The sequence below is a fragment of the Streptomyces himastatinicus ATCC 53653 genome (assembly GCF_000158915.1).
GTDB lineage: Bacteria > Actinomycetota > Actinomycetes > Streptomycetales > Streptomycetaceae > Streptomyces > Streptomyces himastatinicus.
The window spans coordinates 10555168-10574193 of the sequence record NZ_GG657754.1 but is presented as its reverse complement, the minus strand read 5'-3'; the positions used below and the strand labels follow the sequence as shown (position 1 = coordinate 10574193).

The following is a 19026-nucleotide window of genomic DNA, read 5'->3' as shown; positions in this document are numbered from 1 at the left end:
AGGTCAGAACGAAGAGGGATGCTGGTGTCGGACAAGGAGCCGCTGGTCGCACATCGGTACCGGCTGACCGAGCGGATCGGCAGCGGCGGCATGGGCACGGTGTGGCGGGCCGAGGACGATGTGCTGGGCCGCCAGGTGGCGCTCAAGCGGATCCACGCTCCGCACCATCTCTCCGACGACGAACTCTCCACGCTGTACGAGCGCACCCGCCGCGAGGCGCGGAGCGCCGCCCGCATCACGCATCCGAACGTGGTCGTCGTCCATGACGTCGTGGACGACGACGAGGGGCTGCCGTGCATCGTCATGGAGTACGTGCCGTCCACCACCCTCGGCGCGCTGCTCAAGGAGCGCGGTACCGTCCCGCCCCAGGAGGCGGCGCGGATCGGCCTGGGCATGGTCGCCGCGCTGCGGGCCGCGCACGCGGCCGGGGTGTTGCACCGTGACGTCAAGCCCGGCAATGTGCTGCTCGGCGCCGACGACCGCACCGTCCTCACCGACTTCGGCATCGCCGTGACCAGCGGAACGTCGACGCTGACCCGGACCGGCGAGATGATCGGCTCCATCGAGTACATGGCCCCGGAGCGGGTCAGGGGCCGGAAGCCCGGCCCCTTCTCGGACCTCTGGGCGCTGGGCGCGACGCTCTACCAAGCGGTGGAAGGACACCCCCCGTTCCGGCGGGACACGGCGATCGAGACGGCCTACGCCAACGCCGTCGACCCGCTGCCGCCGCTGCGCCACGCCGGGCCGCTGGCACCGCTGATCGAGGCGCTGCTGGCCAAGGAGCCCGACGAGCGTCCTTCGGCGGAGGAGACGGAGCGGGAGCTGAAGTCCGTGGTGGCGGAGGAGCCGACGCGGGCCCGGGCCCCGCGCCAGGACACCCCGGACACGGCCGCCACCCCGCCACCGGCCGGGACCGTGGCGACGCCCGAGCGCACAGGCGGCCGTCGTAAGCGGCGCCGCGCGGTATGGAGCGCCGCGGCGGTGGCGCTCACGATCCTGGCCGTCGCCGGTGCCACCTACATGTGGCCGAACGGCAACGGGCAGCAGGGCGGCGGCGAGGCGAAGCCCTCTGCCACCACTCCCCCGCCCGTGCCCCGCGGATACCACCTGGTTGAGGAGAAGAAGCTCGGCGTCTCCTTCCCCGTACCTAACGGGTGGAAGCTGAGCGGCCGAACGAGCGACGGAGTCAAGTACATCGATCCTTCCGGCCTGGTCGAGATCACGATCGGCACGGTGAACCCCGCAGGACCGTCGCCCGTGGCGCACTTCCGGGACATCGAGGCGAACACGAAGAAGAACTACGACGTGTACCGGCGACTGCGCCTGGACCGCACCACCTTCCGGGGGCAGCCCGCGGCGATCTGGGAGTGCACGTTCGACGGCAGGGTGCGCACGTTCCGCGCCATCGACCTCGGCTTCGGTCGGGAGGGCGGCAAGGAGTACGACGTCTACCTCTCGGCGCCCGACGAGAAATGGGACACCTACCGTCCCGTCTTCGACAAGGTGAAGGAAGGTTTGCGCACCCACTGACGCGGCTCATCACCGCACGCGGGTGTACTGGTTCACCCCATCGGTGAACGCCACCGTCAGCTGCCCCCGGAGCACCAGGACGTCCAGGTGCGCGGCGGTCTCGTTGATCGCGAGCATCTGGTTGAAGGCGCTCAGGTTCCCGAACGGTACGGCCCGGCGCGTCCAGGCGAGCCCCCGCGCCACCGCGTGGGCGTCGAGCGTGTCCTCGCCCAGCGCGGCCAGGCTCGCGGCCAGCCGGTCGTCATGGTGGGCGAGCAGTTCGCCGACCCGGGTGTGGGCGCTGTCGGCGACCGGCCCGTGCGCGGGCAGCAGGCGGGCGTCGGCGTACCGGGTCATCAGCCGCAGCGAGTCCAGGTAGTCGGCGAGCGGACGGCCGCCGGGTTCGGCCAGTTCGAAGCCGATGGAGGGGGTGATGTGCGGCAGGACGTGGTCCCCGGAGAACAGCAGTCCGCGCTGCTCGTCCAGGAACACCACATGGCCCTTGGTGTGTCCGGGGGTGGGGACCACGCGCAGCTCGCGGTCGCCGAAGCTGAGGGTTTCGGCGCCGAGCCAGCGGTCGGGGGCCTCCCACACGCTCGGGTCGTAGCCGCCGTGGTCCATCGCCTCGATGTGGTCGGCGAGTTCCCCGGCTCCCGCGGCGCGCAGGGTGCGCAGCGAGCCGACGGGCTGGTCGCTGCGCAGCCGGTCGAGCATCTCCAGTCCGGGCCGCTCGCCCGCACCGAGGTAGACGCGCGAGCCCAGCAGCCGGCGCAGCTCCACGGCGTGGGTGTAGTGGTCGCGGTGGATGTGGGTGACCAGGATGTGGCTGATGTCGCCGGGGTCGCGGTCGATGGCGGCGAGGGCCTCCTCGAGCGTCTTGCGCGCCTCGGGTATCGCCCAGCCACCGTCGATCATGACGATGCCACCGTCGTCGTCCAGGTCCTCCAGGAGGTAGACGTTCACCGCGTGCAGCCCGTCGTTGGGCAAGGGCAGGGGCACGCGGTGCACCCCGGGCTGTACGGTCTGGACTCCGGCCGCCGCCCAGGGGCCCTGGTCGAACCGCGCTGTCATGTTTCTCCTCGTTGGTGCAGGCTGACGGCCAGGTCCCGGGCCCCGCCCCGGTCCAGCTTGCCGACCTTCGTCTGGGGCAACTCGTCGGTACCGTACACGTATTCGGGCCACTTGGTCTTGGAGAGTCCGATGCTCTCCAGGTAACCGGTCACCTCGGCCAGGTCGATGCGGCCGCCGTCCGTGGTGACGACGAGCAGCGCCACGCGTTCGCCGAGGACATCGTCGGGGACCGGCGCCACACACGCCCGGGCCACGCGCGGGTGGGCCGCGACCGCGCGCTCGATCTCCGTGATGTCGATGTTGCGGCCGCCCCTGATGATGATGTCCTTCTCGCGTCCCATGATGGTGAGGGTGCCGTCCTCATGGGTGACCAGCAGATCGCCGGTGGGCAGATAGCCGTCCTCCGTCAGCGCCGGAGGAACGGCCCTTCCGTCACCGGCGTATCCGAGGAAGAGGGACGGGCCGCGCACCTGTGCCTGGCCGGTCACCCCGGGGCCCGCCACCCGGCCGTCGGGGGTGAGCGCGCGCACGTCCGTGCCCGGGAAGGGGCGGCCGTCCCTGCCGAGCCGGATCTCCTCGGGGTCGTCGGGGCTCGGCGAGGTGTGGCCGAGGCACTCGGACATGCCGAAGACTCTCAGGATCCTGGTGCCCAGGGACCGTTCGGCCCGGGCCAGGGCTCCGCGGTCCATGGGCCCGCCGCCGACGGTGATCGACCGGACGCCCCGGAGGATGCCGGACCCGGCGGCCTCGTCGCCCATCTGCAACACCATGGTCGGCACGCACATGGTCCAGCGGACTCCGGCCTCGGCCATGCGCCGCGGCGCGCGGGCCCGGTCCCACTTGGCCGTCATGACGAGCGGCCCGCGCAGCAGCAGGGAGAGATAGACACCGAAGCAGTACGCGGCCGTCGACGACAGCGGGACGATCGCGGCGACGGCGTCGCCCGGCGACAGCCCGTTGACGCTGATGGTGGTCTCGGCCGCGTAGCACAGGGCCTCTTCGGACTGTACGACGCCCTTGGGCCGCCCGGTCGAACCGGAGGTCAGGCCGATCAGGACGCCGCCCGACCAGCGCGACACCTCGCGTGGGTGTGGTGTGGACCGGCACGTCCAGCCGTCGAGCGCGGTCCGCTCCGGGCCCGGCAGCCGCTCGGCCACCGCCCATTCGTCGATCGCCGAGGGTTCGGCGACGACGGCGTCCGGGCGTATGTCCTCCCAGGCGGAGGCGAATTCGGCCCGTGTGGTGTGTCGGTTGACCAGCGCGATGACCCCGCCGTCCCCGCCGCTGAGGCCCGCGGCGAGGGTGGCGGCGACCGTGCGCCATGAGTTGTCCGCCTGGATCATGACGGTGCCGACGGCTCCGTCGGCCGTGCCCGCGGACAGCGCTTCGGCCAGCCGCTCGGCCTCGTCGAGGAGCTGCCGGGCCGTATGGCTGCCCGTGTCGTCGATGACGGCGACGAAGTCGGCCTCGGCGGCCCGCTGTTGGAAGTCCCGCACTACCTGTCGCATCTCGTCCTTCCTCAGGCGGCGAACAGCTCCGCCTCGGGTCCCATGACCGCGATGCGGCGGCCCTTCATGTCGCCCACCTGGGCGACGGCGTCGGCCCATTCGGGGCTCGCGAGGGCCTTCTTCAGGTCCTCGGGGGAGTCGAAGCCGAGGACGGAGAGGCCGTCCCAGCCCTCGGAGCGCGGCTCCAGGGCGGCGTCGATCTCGGTGTGCCGCCAGCTGCGCAGTCCGGGCAGGCGGCAGGTCAGCTCCGCGTGGTCGCCGCGCCACCACGTGATGAACTGCTCGTGTGTCCACTCCGGGGGCCGTGCTGCCAGCAGGACGAGGTTGTACATGACGGTCCTTCGCAGGTCAGATGAGCGGTCAGGGGTCGGGCTCAGGTGAAGCGGATCTCGGACGAGCGCCCGATCAGCAGGCGCTGCAACCGCCCGTCGTCGTTCACCCGCCCGGTGGCGACGAAGCTCGCCTCGGGGACGCCCGCGCGCCGTACCTCGCCGAGGAAGAATTCGTCCCGGCCGACCGTGGTGGCCGACAGCCGGTGGTGGGTGCGGGTGCCCTTCTCGCGCTGTTCGAGGTAGCCGACCAGGGCGGCGCGGCCCCCGGCGAAGTCGGTGGCATTGCCGCCGCCGGTGGAGAACAGGATGGAGAGGGCGAAGTCGTCGCTGATCAGGTCGAGGATCTTGGACGGTTCGTCGCCGTCGAGGATCTCGAACCACGCGGTGAGGAAGGGGGCCGCCGCCGGGGTGCCCGTCATACCCGGCTCCTTTCCCCGGCCCAGTCGATCAGCTGGAAGGAAACCGTGAAGAAGGCCTGGTAACGGGCGATGAGTCCGCCGGGCGAGAGCACCGCGGCCGAGTGGAAGGAGCCGACGTACTCCCCGCCCTCGGTCACCACTCCGTATACGGTCTCCAGGTCGCCGTCCCGGCTGTGGCGCAGGATCTCGTGTGTCCGGTCCACGGGGTTACGGCCCGCGATGTACGCGGCGAAGTCATCCCTGGAGGTGCCGGTGACCTCCTTGCCCGGCAGGGCGATGAGAAACCGGAAGTCGGGTTCCAGCAGTTCGAGTGTCTGTTCCGGCTGACGGCTGTCCATACCGGCGAAATACGCGCGCAACGCCATGAGGGGGCCCTTTCGGTCGGCGGCCGCTCATTAGGGTCTGGTGGATGGTCGCCGGGCGGGAGAGCCGGGGCGGCCGGGAGGGGGCCGCGTTGCCGCCGCCCCCAGATCAACTTGAGTCAAGTTCAATTCAGTTTGCATGGTAATCCCGGCGAAATACGGCTGACAAGAGTCCGTACGAGACCATCCTGCGCCTTCGACTCGGCTTCGGCGCGACCTCGGCGCGGACATGGCAAAGCCCCCGGCGGAAGGTCCACCGGGGGCAGGAGGGAGCGGGGGCGCTCAGCGCGTCACGTGGCGACCATCCGTACGCAGGCGCCCTCGATCAGGTCGCTGATCTCCGACAGCGGGGTGGGCCCCGATGGCCGGTACCAGCGCCAGACGCTGACGATCAGGCCGAGCACACCCGCGCCCAGCAGCTGGGCGTCCCGCAGCGGAAACACCCCCTGGGACATGCCCCGGACCAGCAGGTTCGTCCAGTCCCGCTCGACGAGCTGGACCAGCTGCCGGGCCTCGACGCGCTCGGCCTCCTCCCGCTTGGACTTGCGCGGGCCGGAGAGCAGATCCATGTGGTTGTGCAGGATCCGCATCTGGAGGATTTCGTGGTCGGAGACGTCGTATGCCGCGCGCACGGCCGCCCGGAGGGCCTCGACCGGGTCGGTGACGTCCGCGGTCGTCTCCGAGAACTTGTCGTGGGAGCGCTGGAGCTCCAGCCGCATGATCGTGAGCAGACAGTGGGTCTTGGACTCGAAGTAGTGGTAGAGCGCCGTCTGCCCGATGCCGACCCGTTCCGCCACGGTGGACCACTTGGTGGCCTCGAAGCCCGTCTCGCCGAAGCAGTCGACGGCGGCCGCCAGAATGGCGGCGCGCTTGGACCTCGGTCCCGCTTCCGGTTCAACCCTTGTCGCCATGACCCCGTCTCCTGGCCGCCGTCCACTTCGTCGGTACCCGAGAGTAGCCCCAAGCTGAACTCAGTTGCCAATCGGCTCGGGCTGATTCCGCTCGACCCGGGTCGGCTTGAGTCAGGGGTTCCGGGCATACGTTCAGCTGTTGCTCGCGCCGCGCGTGAAGTCGGGCGCCCGTTTGCTCAGGAAGGCGGCGACGTCCCTCCTGCCCGGTGTCGGAAGGCGGCCGCGGCGGCGATCGCGCGGGCCTCCCGGTCCAGGTGCGGGCCGAGGTCGGCGGTCAGCCCGGCGGCGACGAGACGGCGGGTGGCGCCGAAGGCGGCAGTGGGTCCGCGGCGCAGCCCCTCGGCCGTGCGCGCGGCCTCGTCGGTCAGCCGGTCGGATGCGACGACCCGGCTCACCAGCCCGATGTCCGCGGCCTCGGCCGCCGTGACGCGGCGGTTGGTGAGCAGCAGGTCCAGGGCCCGCTTGGGGCCGATGAGGCGCGGCAGGGACCAGCTGACCCCGGCGTCCGGCGAGTAGCCGATGCCGGTGTACGCGGCGGTGAAGGAGGCGGTGTCGGCGGCGAGGGTCACATCGGCGAACGCGGCCAGGCCGAGCCCCGCGCCCGCGACGGCTCCCTGGACGGCGGCCACCATGGGCGCGTCGCCCGCCGCGAACGTGCGCAGCGCGTCGTGGAGCGCGTCGGTCACGGCGGTGAGGTGCTTCTCCAGTGCCGCGCCGGAGAGCCGGGAGAACTCCCCGAGGTCGCCGCCGACGCAGAAGGACTTCCCCTCGCCGGTCAGCAGGACGGCCCGTACGCGCTCCGCCGCGCAGGTCCGTGCCGCGTCCAGCAGTCCGTGTGCCATGTCCAGGTCGATGGCGTTGCCCGCCTCGCCGCGGCGCAGGGTGAGGCGGGCCAGACCGTCGTCCATCTCGATGCCGACCCTCATCGCGCGGTCCATCCGCCGTCGACGGTCAGGATCTGCCCGGTGCAGTACGAGGAAGCGTCCGAGGCGAGGAACAGCAGCGCGCCGTCGAGTTCATGCCCGTCGCCGCCGCGCCGCAGCAGGGTGTTGCGCTCGACCCAGCGGGCGGAGCGCTCGTCGCCGAAGAGGTCCGCGGTCATCTCGGTGCGGAACCAGCCGGGGGCGAGCGCGTTGACGCGGGTGCCGTGCGGGCCCCACTGCCCCGCCAGCTCCCGGGTCAGCCCGATCAGCCCGGCCTTGGACGCGGAGTAGCTCGCGCCGCCCAGCGGGGCGGCGGTGACCAGGCCGAGGATGGAGGAGACGTTGATGACGCTCCGGGGCGGCGCGCCGTCCCCGGCGGGGGTCTCCGCCACCAGGCGTGCCAGGTGGAAGGGGGCGGTGAGGTTGACGCCGAGGACGTCGGCGAAGGCGTCCGGGGATTCGTCCTCGGCGCGGGTCTCGCCCGAGGCGGCCGCGTTGTTGACGAGGATGTCGACGTGCCCGGTGGCGGCGCGCGCGGTCTCCACGAGCCGCGTACGGTCTTCATCCCGTGAGACGTCGCAGGCCACGGGGTGGATACGGGCGTCGGAGTCGGCGAGTTCCTTCAGCCGGTCCAGGCGCCGGGCGGCGGCGTACACGGTGGCGCCGGCCTGCGCGAGGACGGTGGCGAAGCGCGCCCCGAGTCCGGCGGAGGCGCCGGTGACCAGGGCCGTCCGGCCCCGCAGCGAGAACAGCTCGGCGGCGGCGAGCGGCGCGCTCATCCCTCCACCCCGATCGGCAGGGCGGTGGCGCCGCCGTCGAGCACCAGGGTCTGGCCGGTCATCCAGGACGAGGCGTCGGAGGCCAGGAACAGCGCGGCGTTCGCCACATCCTCCACCGTGCCGAGGCGGCGCAGCGGCAGCTTGGCGGTGAGGATGGGTTCGCGCACCTCCCACACCGCCCGCGCCAGCTCGGTCTTGATCAGTCCGGGGGCGATGGCGTTGACGCGGGCGCGCGGCCCGAGTTCGTACGCGAGCTGCCGGGTCATGAGCAGCATGGCGGCCTTGGTGGCGTTGTAGTAGCCGATGTGCGGATCGACGATGAGCCCGCCGACGGAGGCGATGTTGATCACCGCTCCCCCGTGCTCGGCCATCCAGGCCCGCCAGGCGTACCGGGTCCAGGCGATCATGCCGTACTGGTTGACGCGGGTGGTCTTCTCCGCGCGCGGCAGGTCCAGGTCGAGCAGATCGCCGTGGTACGGGTTGGTCGCGGCGTTGTTGACGAGGATGTCGATGCGGCCGAAGCGGGACATGGTCTCCTCGACGCAGGCCTCCGCCTGGTCGGGTTCACCGGCGTTGGCCACCACCGTGTGGACGTCGCCGTCGCCCTTGGTGCGCAGCAGCTCCTCGCTGGCCTCGGCGAGCCCGGCCGGTTTACGGGCCGCGATCACCACATGTGCTCCGGCCGCCCGGTAGGCGGCGGCGATACCGAGGCCGATGCCGCGGGATCCGCCGGTGATGACGGCCACCTTGCCGTCGAGGCTGTGGGTGCTCACGCTGCTCCCGTCGGTCGAGTCGTTGCGTACTTGTCCAGTTCCTGGCGGGCCACCGTCCGCAGGTGTACTTCGTCGGGGCCGTCGGCGATGCGCAGCGCCCGGGTGATGGCGTACAGCCGGGCGAGTACGGTGTCGTCGCTGACGCCCGCCGCGCCGTGGGCCTGCACCGCGCGGTCGACCACCTTGTGGGCGACGTCCAGCGCCGCGACCTTGATGGCGGCCACTTCCATGCGGGCGGCGGCGTTGCCGACGGTGTCCATCAGCCAGGCCGATTTGAGGACGAGGAGCCGCAGCTGCTCGATCTCGATGCGGCTGCGGGCGATCCACTCGCGGACCACGCCCCGGTCGGCGAGGGGCCCGCCGAAGGCGGTGCGTGCGGTGACGCGCTCGCACATCAGCTGAAGGGCGCGCTCGGCGAATCCCACGGCGCGCATCGCGTAGTGCATCCGGCCCGGGCCGAGCCGTCCCTGGGCGAGCGCGAAGCCCTCGCCCTCGCCGCCGAGGATGTTCTCCACCGGTACGCGGACGTCCTCGAAGAGGACATCGCCGTGGCCGAGCCGGTCGGTGTAGCCGAACATCGGCAGGTCGCGCAGGATCGTGATACCCGGGGTGTTCCGGGGGATGAGCAGCATGCTCTGCTGCCGGTAGGTGCGCGCCTCCGGATCCGTCTTGCCCATCAGGATGATGAGCTCGCAGTCGGGGTCGAGGATCCCTGAGGTGTACCACTTGCGGCCGTTGACGACGTAACTGTCGCCGTCGCGGGTGATGCGGGTGCGGATGTTGCGGGCGTCGGAGCTGGCGACTTCCGGCTCGGTCATGGCGAAGCACGAGCGGATCTCGGCGTCGAGCAGGGGGCGCAGCCAGCGCTCCTGCTGTTCGGGGGTGCCGTACAGCGCAAGGAGTTCCATGTTGCCGGTGTCGGGCGCCGAGCAGTTGAACACCTCGGGCCCGATGATGGAGCGCCCGGCCAGTTCCATGAGCGGCGCGTATTCGAGGTTGGTGAGGCCCGCGCCCCAGTCGCCGTGGGCCATGAAGAGGTTCCACAGTCCCTCGGCGCGGGCCTTCTCCTTCAGCCCGGCCATGACCGGCGGCAGCGCGTGCGGGTCGTCCGCTTCGGCCAGCTGCCGGTCGTACACCGCTTCGGCGGGAAGGACGTGCTCGTCCATGAACGCCCGTATGCGGTCCTGGAGTTCACTCGCGCGGGGCGAGAATCCGAAATCCACGCTTGCTCCTGTTCAATGGGGCGATCAGCCGAGGATGTCGCGTGCCGTGCGGATCATCGCGGCGATGGTGGGCGGCAGGCGTTCCTGGTCCGGGTCGTGGTGCTTGCCCTCGCGGTGGCGGCGCAGATTGTGGCCCATGATCGCGGCCATCTTCATGCGGCCGAGTGCCCGGAACCAGTCCATGGCGGGGAGGGGCGGGACGGCCGGCGCGGTAGGTTTCCATCAGTTTCGGTCTCGCCGGGGCAGGCCCGGGCACGGGGTGTCCCAGCCCGGGGGGAAGTTGCGGTGGTCGGCGAAGAGCAGGAACCAGCCGAGGTCGATCCGCGGGTCGCCGACGCTCCAGATCTCCCCAGTCCACGACAGCCACGGCGCGTTCGTCCACGCACAGCACATTGCCGAGCCGGAAGTCCCCGTGCAGCAGCACCGGCGGGAGGCTTCGCGGCACGTCGCCGGCGAGGCGGGCCAGCAACTCCTCTCCGCCGGGCCGCAGTTCGGAGGGTACGGCGTGCAGGGTGCGGCTCCACCGCTCCAGCTCACCGGCGGCGTCGAGGGGTGCGGGCGCGCCGAGCCCGGGCGTATCGACATCGGTGGTGTGCAGCCGCCGCAGGACTCCAGTGATCTCCAGCATCCGGGCGCGGGCGGTCGCGTCGGGCACCTCGTGCTCGTCGAGCACCGGTTCGACGGCCTCCCCGGCGGCGAAGTCCATGGCGAACCAGGCGGGTTCGGTCTCGTCGACGGCCACGATGCCCGGCACCGGCACCGTGGACCCGGCCAGCGCGCCCAGCACCCGCGCCTGGCGCAGGACGTCGTTGCGTCCTACGGGTCGCTGTCCGGGCGGCACCGCCTTGATGACGTACCGGGCGTCGCCCGCCGCGACCGAGTACGTCAGCCCGGAGTGGCCGCCCGGCAGTACGGTCAGCTCGCCGACCGACGCGCCCGGGTGGTGGCGGGCGAGCCGCTCGCGGACCCGGGCGGCCAGTTGCGTCTCTTGGGTGGCCGTGCTCATCGGGTGGGCTCCTTGGGCAGGCCGAGGACACGTTCGGCGAGGATGGTGCGCTGGATCTCGTCGGTGCCGCCCGCGATGCTGTAGCCGGGGGCGCCGAGCAGGTGTTCCGTCCAGGCGTAGGTGCCCCACTCCCCCGTGTCCGCCACGAGGCTCGGCCCCAGCAGTTCGGACACCAGGTCGCTGGTGCGGCGCATGGTCTCGGTGGCGTACAGCTTGCCGACCGAGGCTTCCGCACCGGGTTCGCGTCCGGCGACGAGTGCGGCGGTCACGCGCAGGCCGATGAGCCGCTGGATGAGGGTGCGGATGTGGAGGTCGGCGGCCCGTTGCTGTTCGCCGCCGGTGAGGGGGCGCGGCAGGTGCGCGGCGAGGTCCAGGGCCCGGTCGGCGTTGTCGAGGCCGAGGCTGCCGGAGTCGAGCCGTTCGGCGGCCAGCACGCTGAGCGTGACCCGCCAGCCCTCGCCGACCGGGCCGAGCCGGTCGGTGTCGGGCACGGTCACGCCGTCGAGGTAGACCTCGTTGAAGCTGGTGCCCCCGGTCATCTGCCGGATGGGCCGTACCGTGACACCGGGTGCGTCCATGCGCACCAGGAAGACGGTGATGCCCGCGTGTTTGCGCACGTCGGGATCGGTGCGGCACACCGCGACGCCCCAGGTGGCGACGCGGGCTCCGGAGGTCCACACCTTGTGCCCGTTCAGCACCCAGTTCTCGCCGTCACGCACCGCCTTCGTCCGCACCGCGGCGAGGTCGGATCCGGCCTCGGTCTCCGAGAACAGCTGGCAGGCCAGTTCGTCGGTCCGCAGCATGGGCCGCAGCCAGCGCCGCTTCTGGTCCTCGGTGCCCCAGAGGGCGATCGCGGGGGCGACGAGCGCCTGCGTCACCGGGAAGATCTCGGGGCGGTGCGGCACGTCGAAGGCCGCTTCCTCGGCGCGGTAGAGCTGCTCGTAGTACGCGGGCAGGCCCCGGCCCCCGTAGGCCTCCTCCCAGTGGAGCGCGGACCACCCCTGGTCGTAGCGGGTGCGTTCCCACTCCTGGACGCGGGCGGTGTGCTCGCGCTCCTGCTCCTCGGTCCAGTTGTCGAACACGGCGACGGAGTCGGAGCCGCTGCCCCACTCCCCGTCGGCGGCGCGGGGCCGGGCGACGGTGCCGAGCCACTTCCGGGCCCGGGCGCGGAACTCCTCGGGTTCGGGGATGCCGCTCATCTCTTCTGCCACTTCTGTGCCACCTCCGATCGGGCGGGATGTCCGGCGGGACTTCTCAGCGGGACAGCACCGTGCAGGCGCTCACGCCGGGGGCGCCGTACACATGGGTGAAGCCGACGCGGGGCTGTCCCGGGACCTGGCGCTCACCGGCCCGGCCGCGCAGCTGCTGGACGACCTCGTAGACCTGGCGCAGCCCCGAGGCTCCGATGGGTTCGCCGTTGGCGATGCAGCCGCCGTCGGTGTTGACCGGCAGCGTTCCGCCGATTCCGGTGGCGCCGGAGGCGACCAGCCGCTCCTGCTCGCCGTCCGCGCAGAACCCGCACTCGGCCATGTGCATGACCTCCGCACCGCTCTCGGTGTCCTGGAGCTGGCACACGTCGACGTCGCCGGGGCCGACCCCCGCCTCCTCGAAGGCGGCGGCCGAGGCGTCACGGCTGACGCTGGTCAGCTCGCCCGCGGGGATCCACGGGCTGAAGACTTCGAACGAACCGAAGCGCCGGGTGCGTACGGCCGCCGAGCGCAGGGTGACCGGTGTGCCGTCCATGGTGCGGGCGGCCTCCGGAGAGCAGAGCACCAGCGCGGCCGCGCCCGCTCCGGGGGAGCAGAACATGTAGCGGGTCAGGGGGTCGCTGACCATGCCGGAGCCGAGGATCTCCTCGGCGGACACCGGCTTGCGGCGCCATGCGTCGGGTGTCAGGGCACCGTTGCGGTACGCCTTCTCGGCGACCAGGGCGAGAGTCCGCGCGGTGACCTCGTGGTCGTGCATATAGCGCTGGATCTTCATGCCGAAGAACTGGGTGGTCACCATCAGCCCGTCGCTGCCGTATTCCGCCCCCAGGCCCCAGTCCTCGGGCCTGGGATCGAAGGCGCCCCGCGGATGCTTGTCGAAGCCGACGGCGAGGACGACGTCCGCCATGCCGGAGCGGATGGCGTTCACGGCGGAGATCAGCGCGCTGCCACCGGTGGCGCAGCCGTTCTTGACATTGACGAACGGCAGCCCGGTCAGGCCGAGTTGCGCCACCAATGTGTCGGCGAGCCCCGCGCTGTCGCTGCCACCGAACGCGGCCCGCACACGCGGCCACGCGATTCCGGCGTCCGCCAGCGCCGCGTTCACCGCGCCGACGGCCAGCTGCCGGCCCGTAGCCTCGGACCGGCCGAACGGGGTGCGCCCGGCGCCGCAGATCAGGACCTCGGTGCTCACGTTCCCTCCTCGCCTCGGGCAGTGGGCCTGGCCCGCGGGACGCCGGTGCCCGCGGTCACGGTCAGGGGCATGCCGATGCGGATGTCGCCCAGGTCGTCCAGGTCGAGGACGGCGGCCACCCGCACGCCTTCCGCCAGCTCGACATAGCCGAGCGCGAAGGGTACGAAGTCTCCGGGCGGGGCCTGGTAGGGCGGCGACTTGGGGGCGTACCGCTGCACCGTCCAGGTCCACAGCGTGCCTGTGCCCTGGAGGGCCGCCGGATGGGCGGACTCCCCGCAGCGCGGGCACGTGTCCTCCGCGGGGTAGGCCGCCACCGCGCAGCCGGAGCAGCGCGAGCCCTGGAGCCCGGCGTCCGGACTCCGCGGATCCGTGGCCATCCGGGTCAGCGTCCCTGCCACTTGGGCTCGCGCTTTTCCAGGAACGCCGACACGCCTTCGTTGGCGTCCTCGGAGTTGAGCGCGACGCCCACGGCGAGGTGCTCCATCACCATCAGCGACTGGGTGTCGGCGTCCAGGCTGCGGTCGATCGTCATCTTCGTGAGCCACATCATGAAGGGGCTCTTGTCGGTGAGGTCCGCGATGAAGTCCTCGACCGTCGCGTCCAGCTCGTCGGCCGGGGCGGACTTGTTGATGAGCCCGAACTCGGTGGCCTCGACGCCCGAGAGGAGCTTGCCGGTGAGCATCAGCTCCTTGGTCTTGCGGATGCCGATCATGCGCGGCACCCGGTAGATCGGGCCGGCCCCGCCGAACAGCGCGCGGCGGATGTGGAAGTCACCGATCTTCGCGTCGTCCGCGGCGATGGCGAAGTCGCAGGAGATCATGATCTCGAAGCCGCCGGCGGTGACGTGGCCCTCCAGGACCGCGACCGAGGGGGTCTTCATCGAGTAGAGGCGGTCGCACACCTTCGCGGACTTCACCGCGACGTCGATCGCGTTCGACTTGCCGACATAGTCGGCCTTCAGGCTGTCGAGGTCGAAGCCCGAGCAGAAGGTGCCGCCGCGGCCACGGACCACCAGGACCCGCAGCTCGGGGTCCTCGTCGACCTCGGTGATGATCTCGTCGAGCCGGTCCAGGATCGGCACGGTGACGCAGTTCTTCTTCCACGGACGGTTGAGCCACACCCGGGCCACGTGGCCGTCGCGCTCGAACTGGATCTCGTCTTCCACGGTCATACCCTCACCCCTTCAAACTGAACTGAATTCATTACAACTCTGCGAGTCCAAGACCGCACTGTCAACCCCTTGATCGAGACAGAACCGGTCCGACGGTCAAACCGAACATGATTCAAGGGCGAGTCCGGCGAGCGCGGCCAGCCGCGCCCGGTGCCGGTCCGCCGTACCGAACAGCACCTCGGCGCCGCGGGCGCGGCGCACATACAGATGGGCCGGGTGCTCCCAGGTGAAGCCGATGCCGCCGTGCAGCTGCACGTACTCGGCCGTGGCCAGGCGGAAGGTCTCGGAGCAGACCACGGCGGCGGCACTGGCGGCCACCGGCAGCTGCTCCGGGGCGACGGCGGCGCAGGCCGTGGCGTACGCGGAGGCCGAGCGCGCCGCTTCCAGCGCGACCAGCACATCGGCCAGCCGGTGTTTGACGGCCTGGAAGGAACCGATGGGGCGCCCGAACTGGTGGCGCTGGGCGACGAATTCGACCGTGGCATCCAGCGCGTGTCCGCTGCCGCCGATCTGTTCGGCCGCCAGCGCGGCCCGCCCGGTGTCCACAGTCGCCGAGACCGTGGCCTCGGCGCCCTCCGCCGTGCCCACGGGGGTGGCCGGTGCGCCCCGGAACTCCACCAGCGCCTGGCGCCGCGTCTCGTCCAGGACGCGGCGCGGCGTCCGCCGGCAGGTGCCGGGGTCCGGCTCGCAGGCGAACAGCCGGGGTCCGTCGGGGGTCGCGGCCCGCACCAGGATCACATCCGCACCGGCCCCGTCGAGGACGAAGTCCGCCCGCCCGCGCAGCACCCATCCGGCGCTCCCCCGCTCGGCGGTGACGATGGGCTCGCCGTCGCCGAATCCTTCGCCGAATCCGGCCACGGTCGCGGTGAGCGCGCCGTCGGCGATCCGGGGCAGATACTGCTCGCATGCCGCTCGGTCACCGCTGTACAGCAAGGCGTGCGCGGCCAGCACCACCGTGGGCAGCAGCGGCGCACTGCACAGGGCCCGCCCGACCTCCTCCAGGACGACCGCCAGCTCGGCGAAGGTGAAGCCGGACCCGCCGTACTCCTCCGGAACGGCCAGCCCGTGGACCCCGATCTCGCCCGCGAGCCGCGACCAGAGGGCTTCGTCGTATCCGCGCGGTGTGGCGAGATGTTTGCGGACATCCTCGGGACTGCTCGTCTCACGGAAGAGGTCCCGCAGGACGGTACGCAGCTGCCGCTGTTCATCCGTTTCGGACAGCAGCCGGGGGGCGATCTCAGGGTGGCGAGGATGCATGGGGACTCCATCGTTCTCGTACGACGGGATCGGATCCGGTCGATCCGACAATTTGAACTCGATTCATTTGACCGTAGGCAGGGAACGCCTGCCCGGCAAGACCTCCGGGGCACCCCGCCCCGACCTGCATCCATCTATTGAACTCACTTCACCTCTGTTACCGTGACGGCCACAGCCCGACCAGACCTGGGAACGGTGATGATGAGGGCACTGCGGCTGACGGCCTGGGGCGATCCACCGGCGCCGGTCGATATCGAGCGACCCGTCCCGCTCCGCGCACAGGTCCTGGTACGCGTCGAAGCCACCGGGCTGTGCCACTCCGATCTGCATGTCATCGACGCGGCTCCTGGGGTGCTCCCCTACCAGCTGCCGTTCACGCTCGGCCATGAGGTCGCCGGGCGGGTCGCGGCCCTGGGGCCGGACGCGAACGGGGTGGAGGTGGGCGAGCGTGTGGTGCTCTACGGGCCCTGGGGCTGCGGGAGCTGCGGCCGCTGCGCCGAGGGCTGGGACAACTACTGCGACCGGCGCGCCACGCTCCCCTGGCACGGCGCGGGCCTGGGCCGGGACGGCGGAATGGCCGAGTACGTGCTCGTGCCGTCCGCCCGCCATCTGGTGCCGGCCGACGGCCTGGCGGCCGAACAGGCGGCCCCGCTCTCCGACGCCGGACTGACCTCGTACCACGCCGTGGCCGGGCTCCGGCACGCCCTCGGCGAGGGCGCCACCGCCGTCGTGATCGGCATCGGCGGGCTCGGCCACCTGGCGGTGCAGATCCTGCGCGCGACCACGGCGTGCCGTGTGCTGGCCGTCGACGTCCGGGACGACGCCCTGGCCCTCGCGGACCGCTCCGGCGCGGACTTCGGCACCCTGATGCGGGCGGACACCGCCCAGGTGCTGAGGGCGCGCGGCGGGGATGTCGGTGCCGACGCCGTACTCGACTTCGTCGGCACCGCGGAGACGCTGGACCTCGCCGTCGGTGTTCTGCGGCCCGGTGGCGAACTCGCCGTCGTCGGCAGCGGGGGCGGCCGTCTGACAGTCGCCAAGCCGGGCGTTCTCCCACCCGGCTTCAGGCTCTCGCTGCCCTTCTGGGGACCGCGCCACCAGCTCGCCGAGGTGGTCGAGCTGGCGTGTGCCGGAGCGCTGCACGTCGAGACGGAGCGGTTCCCCATGTCGGCCGCGGCGGAGGCGATCGACCGCCTTCGCCACGGCCGGGTGCGGGGCCGGGCCGTACTGGTGCCCGACTGATCACATTCAACGGAAGGGAAGCTCGGGATGCGCTTCGAGGGAAAGGTCGCGATCGTCACAGGCGGGGCCCGGGGCATGGGCGCCACACATGTCCGTGGGCTGGCCGCGGAAGGGGCCCGAATCGCCGTCTGCGATGTCCTGGACGACGAGGGAGAGTCCTTGGCGGGCGAACTCGCCCACGCCCGGTACTGCCACCTCGACGTCACGGACGAGGCGCAGTGGCGGTCCGTGGTCCGCACGGTCGAGGACACCTTGGGTCCGGTGGATGTCCTGGTCAACAACGCCGGGATCATTCACTTCGGTGGCGTCGAGGAGCAGTCGCCCGAGCAGTTCCGCCAGATCATCGACATCAATCTGGTGGGCGCCTTCCTCGGTATGCACACCGTCCTGCCCGGCATGCGCGCCCGCGGCCACGGGGCCGTCGTCAACATCTCCTCGGCCGCGGGCCTCATGGGCTTCGCCGATGGCATCGGCTATGTGGCGAGCAAGTGGGGGGTGCGCGGGATGACCAAGGCCGCCGCGCTGGACATGGCGGGCACGGGGGTACGGATCAACTCCGTGCATCCGGGCGTCATCCGCACGCCCATGGGTGAGAGGGCCTCACCCGAGCGCTTCGCCCGGCAGCCCGTGGCCCGCATCGGGGAGCCCGATGAGGTCACCCGCATGGTGCTCTTCCTCGCGAGCGACGACGCCTCGTACACCACGGGCGGGGAGTTCGCCGTCGACGGCGGCCAGACCATCGGCCACGTCGGCCACGGCCACGCGGCGGACAAAGCCTGACCCGCGTTCGCCGCCGCCGACGTGCCTGTTGCCGTCCGCGTCCCTACACATCCTTGCGGACAGTGGACAGGGCGCCGAGCCCGATCAGGCAGACCGCCATCACGAAGAACGCCGGGGAGAGCAGGTTCCCCGTCCGCTGCACCAGGAAGGCCGCGATGTACGGAGCCGTACCGCCCGCGAGGACGGTGCCGATGTTGTACCCGATGGCCATACCGGTGTAGCGGACCCGGCGTTCAAAGAGATGCGGCCACAGGCTGGCCGCCGGGACCTGCACGAACGCACTGCTCAGCATGAAGAGGAGATAGGCCAGCCCGGCCACGGCCAGGCTGTGCCGCCCCATGAGCGTCAGCGCGGGGTACGCCGTCACCAGGAAACCCAGCAGCCCGGCCAGCAGGACGCGACGGCAACCGAACCGGGCGGCGAGCCACCCGGCAGGCACCATGAGCAGCACGGTGACGAGGACGACGCCCGCGGTCAGCCAGAACACATGCGTGGGGTCGTACCCCAGGTTCGTGGTCAGGTAGATGCCCATGTAGGTCAGTCCGAGGAAGATAGCGCCGCCCTGGGCCATGGCCAGTCCGATGGACTGGAGCAGCGCGGTGCGGTGGGTGGACAGGACCTCCCGGATCGGGGCGGCGGGGATGTCGGCGCGCTTCGCGGCCTCCTTGAACTCCGGGGTGTCCTCGATCCGCAGCCGGGCCCACAGACAGATGAGGGTGAGGGGCACGGCCATCAGGAAGGGCAGCCGCCACCCCCAGTCGGCCATCTGATCCTGAGTGGTGAGAGCGGAGATCGCCCCGGCCGTGGCGGCCGCGAACATGAATCCGAGGTTGGATCCGATGGGCGTGACGGCACCGAGGAACGCCCTGCGCCGGGGCGGTGCCGACTCGTAGATATAGGTGTAGGCGCCGACCGACTCGCCGCCCGAGGAGATGCCCTGCACCAGCCGGGTGAGGAAGAGCAGCACCGCGGCGAGCACGCCGATCTGGCCATAGGTCGGTAGCAGCCCCGTAATGCTGCTGGCCACCCCCATGCACAGCACGGAGGAGACCAGCGCCTTGCGGCGCCCCCATCGGTCGCCGAGCCATCCGAAGAAAACCCCGCCGAGCGGCCGGACCACGAGGCCGGTGGCGAGCACCGCCAGCGCCGCCAGCGTCGAGGCCGTCGGATCCTCATTCGGGAAGAACTGCGGGGCGATGACCACGGCGAGATAACCGTAGACGCTGAAATCGTAGTATTCGATCAGTGTGCCGATGCTTCCGGCGAGCATCGCGCGGCGCACCGTGCGGGGGTCGTAGGACGTTGACGCCGACCCCGGCGGGGCGGGCTGCTCAGTGGTGCTCATGTTTCGGCTCTCCTT

General features: G+C 71.4%; 20 protein-coding genes. 3 read left to right on the top strand and 17 right to left on the bottom strand.

Features of this window, described 5'->3' with window-relative positions; all coding sequences use genetic code 11:
• The first annotated feature begins 18 nt into the window (after positions 1-18).
• Complete coding sequence (locus tag SSOG_RS44535) at positions 19-1530, top strand: serine/threonine-protein kinase (protein WP_009720911.1); 1512 nt, start codon at positions 19-21, stop codon at positions 1528-1530.
• Between the two features lie 9 nt (positions 1531-1539).
• Here SSOG_RS44535 and SSOG_RS44530 read toward each other — a convergent pair whose 3' ends face one another.
• The 16 genes from SSOG_RS44530 to SSOG_RS44455 all read right to left on the bottom strand — a co-directional run bounded on the left by SSOG_RS44530 (position 1540) and on the right by SSOG_RS44455 (position 15644).
• Positions 1540-2580, bottom strand: a complete 1041-nt coding sequence (locus tag SSOG_RS44530) for an MBL fold metallo-hydrolase (RefSeq protein ID WP_009720909.1) — start codon at positions 2578-2580, stop codon at positions 1540-1542.
• The gene (locus tag SSOG_RS44525; RefSeq protein ID WP_009720908.1) at positions 2577-4088 is read right to left on the bottom strand and encodes a class I adenylate-forming enzyme family protein; all 1512 of its coding nucleotides are present in this window, start codon (positions 4086-4088) and stop codon (positions 2577-2579) included. Before SSOG_RS44525 ends, SSOG_RS44530 begins: the two co-directional genes overlap by 4 nt.
• Before the next feature lie 11 nt (positions 4089-4099).
• Entirely contained in the window at positions 4100-4420 is a 321-nt protein-coding gene (locus SSOG_RS44520) for an EthD family reductase (protein WP_009720907.1), read from the bottom strand.
• 41 nt (positions 4421-4461) lie between these two features.
• Complete coding sequence (locus tag SSOG_RS44515) at positions 4462-4839, bottom strand: hypothetical protein (RefSeq protein ID WP_009720906.1); 378 nt, start codon at positions 4837-4839, stop codon at positions 4462-4464.
• Complete coding sequence (locus tag SSOG_RS44510) at positions 4836-5204, bottom strand: nuclear transport factor 2 family protein (protein ID WP_009720905.1); 369 nt, start codon at positions 5202-5204, stop codon at positions 4836-4838. Before SSOG_RS44510 ends, SSOG_RS44515 begins: the two co-directional genes overlap by 4 nt.
• 287 nt (positions 5205-5491) lie before the next feature.
• A complete protein-coding gene (locus SSOG_RS44505; RefSeq protein ID WP_009720904.1) occupies positions 5492-6112 on the bottom strand; it encodes a TetR-type transcription factor C-terminal domain-containing protein in 621 nt (206 codons plus the stop codon).
• Between the two features lie 176 nt (positions 6113-6288).
• Positions 6289-7038: an enoyl-CoA hydratase/isomerase family protein gene (locus SSOG_RS44500; RefSeq protein WP_245606529.1), complete on the bottom strand. Its 750-nt coding sequence runs from the start codon at positions 7036-7038 to the stop codon at positions 6289-6291.
• Positions 7035-7814 carry an SDR family NAD(P)-dependent oxidoreductase gene (locus tag SSOG_RS44495; RefSeq protein ID WP_009720902.1) on the bottom strand — a complete coding sequence of 260 codons (780 nt, stop codon included), beginning with the start codon at positions 7812-7814 and terminating at the stop codon, positions 7035-7037. Before SSOG_RS44495 ends, SSOG_RS44500 begins: the two co-directional genes overlap by 4 nt.
• Positions 7811-8587 (bottom strand): SDR family oxidoreductase, encoded by a 777-nt coding sequence (locus SSOG_RS44490; protein WP_009720901.1) that lies wholly within the window; start codon positions 8585-8587, stop codon positions 7811-7813. The genes SSOG_RS44495 and SSOG_RS44490 overlap by 4 nt, the downstream gene beginning before the upstream one ends.
• A complete protein-coding gene (locus SSOG_RS44485; RefSeq protein ID WP_009720900.1) occupies positions 8584-9810 on the bottom strand; it encodes an acyl-CoA dehydrogenase family protein in 1227 nt (408 codons plus the stop codon). The genes SSOG_RS44490 and SSOG_RS44485 overlap by 4 nt, the downstream gene beginning before the upstream one ends.
• Complete coding sequence (locus SSOG_RS44480; protein ID WP_009720899.1) at positions 9779-10816, bottom strand: phosphotransferase family protein; 1038 nt, start codon at positions 10814-10816, stop codon at positions 9779-9781. The genes SSOG_RS44485 and SSOG_RS44480 overlap by 32 nt, the downstream gene beginning before the upstream one ends.
• The gene (locus SSOG_RS44475) at positions 10813-12015 is read right to left on the bottom strand and encodes an acyl-CoA dehydrogenase family protein (RefSeq protein ID WP_039940251.1); all 1203 of its coding nucleotides are present in this window, start codon (positions 12013-12015) and stop codon (positions 10813-10815) included. The genes SSOG_RS44480 and SSOG_RS44475 overlap by 4 nt, the downstream gene beginning before the upstream one ends.
• A gap of 55 nt (positions 12016-12070) precedes the next feature.
• On the bottom strand, positions 12071-13216 hold the full coding sequence (locus SSOG_RS44470) for a thiolase family protein (protein ID WP_009720897.1): 1146 nt from the start codon (positions 13214-13216) through the stop codon (positions 12071-12073).
• Entirely contained in the window at positions 13213-13593 is a 381-nt protein-coding gene (locus tag SSOG_RS44465) for a Zn-ribbon domain-containing OB-fold protein (RefSeq protein WP_039940249.1), read from the bottom strand. Before SSOG_RS44465 ends, SSOG_RS44470 begins: the two co-directional genes overlap by 4 nt.
• 5 nt (positions 13594-13598) lie before the next feature.
• On the bottom strand, positions 13599-14387 hold the full coding sequence (locus SSOG_RS44460) for an enoyl-CoA hydratase/isomerase family protein (RefSeq protein ID WP_009720895.1): 789 nt from the start codon (positions 14385-14387) through the stop codon (positions 13599-13601).
• Positions 14388-14483: 96 nt separating this feature from the next.
• Positions 14484-15644 carry an acyl-CoA dehydrogenase family protein gene (locus SSOG_RS44455; RefSeq protein ID WP_009720894.1) on the bottom strand — a complete coding sequence of 387 codons (1161 nt, stop codon included), beginning with the start codon at positions 15642-15644 and terminating at the stop codon, positions 14484-14486.
• A gap of 201 nt (positions 15645-15845) precedes the next feature.
• Between SSOG_RS44455 and SSOG_RS44450 the strand changes: the two genes are divergently transcribed.
• Positions 15846-16886, top strand: coding sequence for an NAD(P)-dependent alcohol dehydrogenase (locus SSOG_RS44450; protein ID WP_009720893.1), 1041 nt, complete (start codon positions 15846-15848; stop codon positions 16884-16886).
• A 27-nt stretch (positions 16887-16913) separates the two neighbouring features.
• Positions 16914-17666, top strand: coding sequence for an SDR family oxidoreductase (locus SSOG_RS44445; RefSeq protein WP_009720892.1), 753 nt, complete (start codon positions 16914-16916; stop codon positions 17664-17666).
• A 43-nt stretch (positions 17667-17709) separates the two neighbouring features.
• Here SSOG_RS44445 and SSOG_RS44440 read toward each other — a convergent pair whose 3' ends face one another.
• Complete coding sequence (locus SSOG_RS44440) at positions 17710-19011, bottom strand: MFS transporter (protein WP_009720891.1); 1302 nt, start codon at positions 19009-19011, stop codon at positions 17710-17712.
• Positions 19012-19026 lie beyond the last annotated feature (15 nt).

Coding starts and splice junctions, on each gene's coding strand:
- SSOG_RS44505 (WP_009720904.1), bottom strand. CDS start 6,112: ATGGCGACAAGGGTTGAACCGGAAGCGGGACCGAGGTCCAAGCGCGCC.
- SSOG_RS44445 (WP_009720892.1), top strand. CDS start 16,914: ATGCGCTTCGAGGGAAAGGTCGCGATCGTCACAGGCGGGGCCCGGGGC.
- SSOG_RS44440 (WP_009720891.1), bottom strand. CDS start 19,011: ATGAGCACCACTGAGCAGCCCGCCCCGCCGGGGTCGGCGTCAACGTCC.
- SSOG_RS44460 (WP_009720895.1), bottom strand. CDS start 14,387: ATGACCGTGGAAGACGAGATCCAGTTCGAGCGCGACGGCCACGTGGCC.
- SSOG_RS44495 (WP_009720902.1), bottom strand. CDS start 7,814: ATGAGCGCGCCGCTCGCCGCCGCCGAGCTGTTCTCGCTGCGGGGCCGG.
- SSOG_RS44525 (WP_009720908.1), bottom strand. CDS start 4,088: ATGCGACAGGTAGTGCGGGACTTCCAACAGCGGGCCGCCGAGGCCGAC.
- SSOG_RS44515 (WP_009720906.1), bottom strand. CDS start 4,839: ATGACGGGCACCCCGGCGGCGGCCCCCTTCCTCACCGCGTGGTTCGAG.
- SSOG_RS44475 (WP_039940251.1), bottom strand. CDS start 12,015: ATGAGCGGCATCCCCGAACCCGAGGAGTTCCGCGCCCGGGCCCGGAAG.
- SSOG_RS44500 (WP_245606529.1), bottom strand. CDS start 7,038: ATGAGGGTCGGCATCGAGATGGACGACGGTCTGGCCCGCCTCACCCTG.
- SSOG_RS44510 (WP_009720905.1), bottom strand. CDS start 5,204: ATGGCGTTGCGCGCGTATTTCGCCGGTATGGACAGCCGTCAGCCGGAA.
- SSOG_RS44520 (WP_009720907.1), bottom strand. CDS start 4,420: ATGTACAACCTCGTCCTGCTGGCAGCACGGCCCCCGGAGTGGACACAC.
- SSOG_RS44465 (WP_039940249.1), bottom strand. CDS start 13,593: ATGGCCACGGATCCGCGGAGTCCGGACGCCGGGCTCCAGGGCTCGCGC.
- SSOG_RS44455 (WP_009720894.1), bottom strand. CDS start 15,644: ATGCATCCTCGCCACCCTGAGATCGCCCCCCGGCTGCTGTCCGAAACG.
- SSOG_RS44530 (WP_009720909.1), bottom strand. CDS start 2,580: ATGACAGCGCGGTTCGACCAGGGCCCCTGGGCGGCGGCCGGAGTCCAG.
- SSOG_RS44450 (WP_009720893.1), top strand. CDS start 15,846: ATGAGGGCACTGCGGCTGACGGCCTGGGGCGATCCACCGGCGCCGGTC.
- SSOG_RS44535 (WP_009720911.1), top strand. CDS start 19: ATGCTGGTGTCGGACAAGGAGCCGCTGGTCGCACATCGGTACCGGCTG.
- SSOG_RS44480 (WP_009720899.1), bottom strand. CDS start 10,816: ATGAGCACGGCCACCCAAGAGACGCAACTGGCCGCCCGGGTCCGCGAG.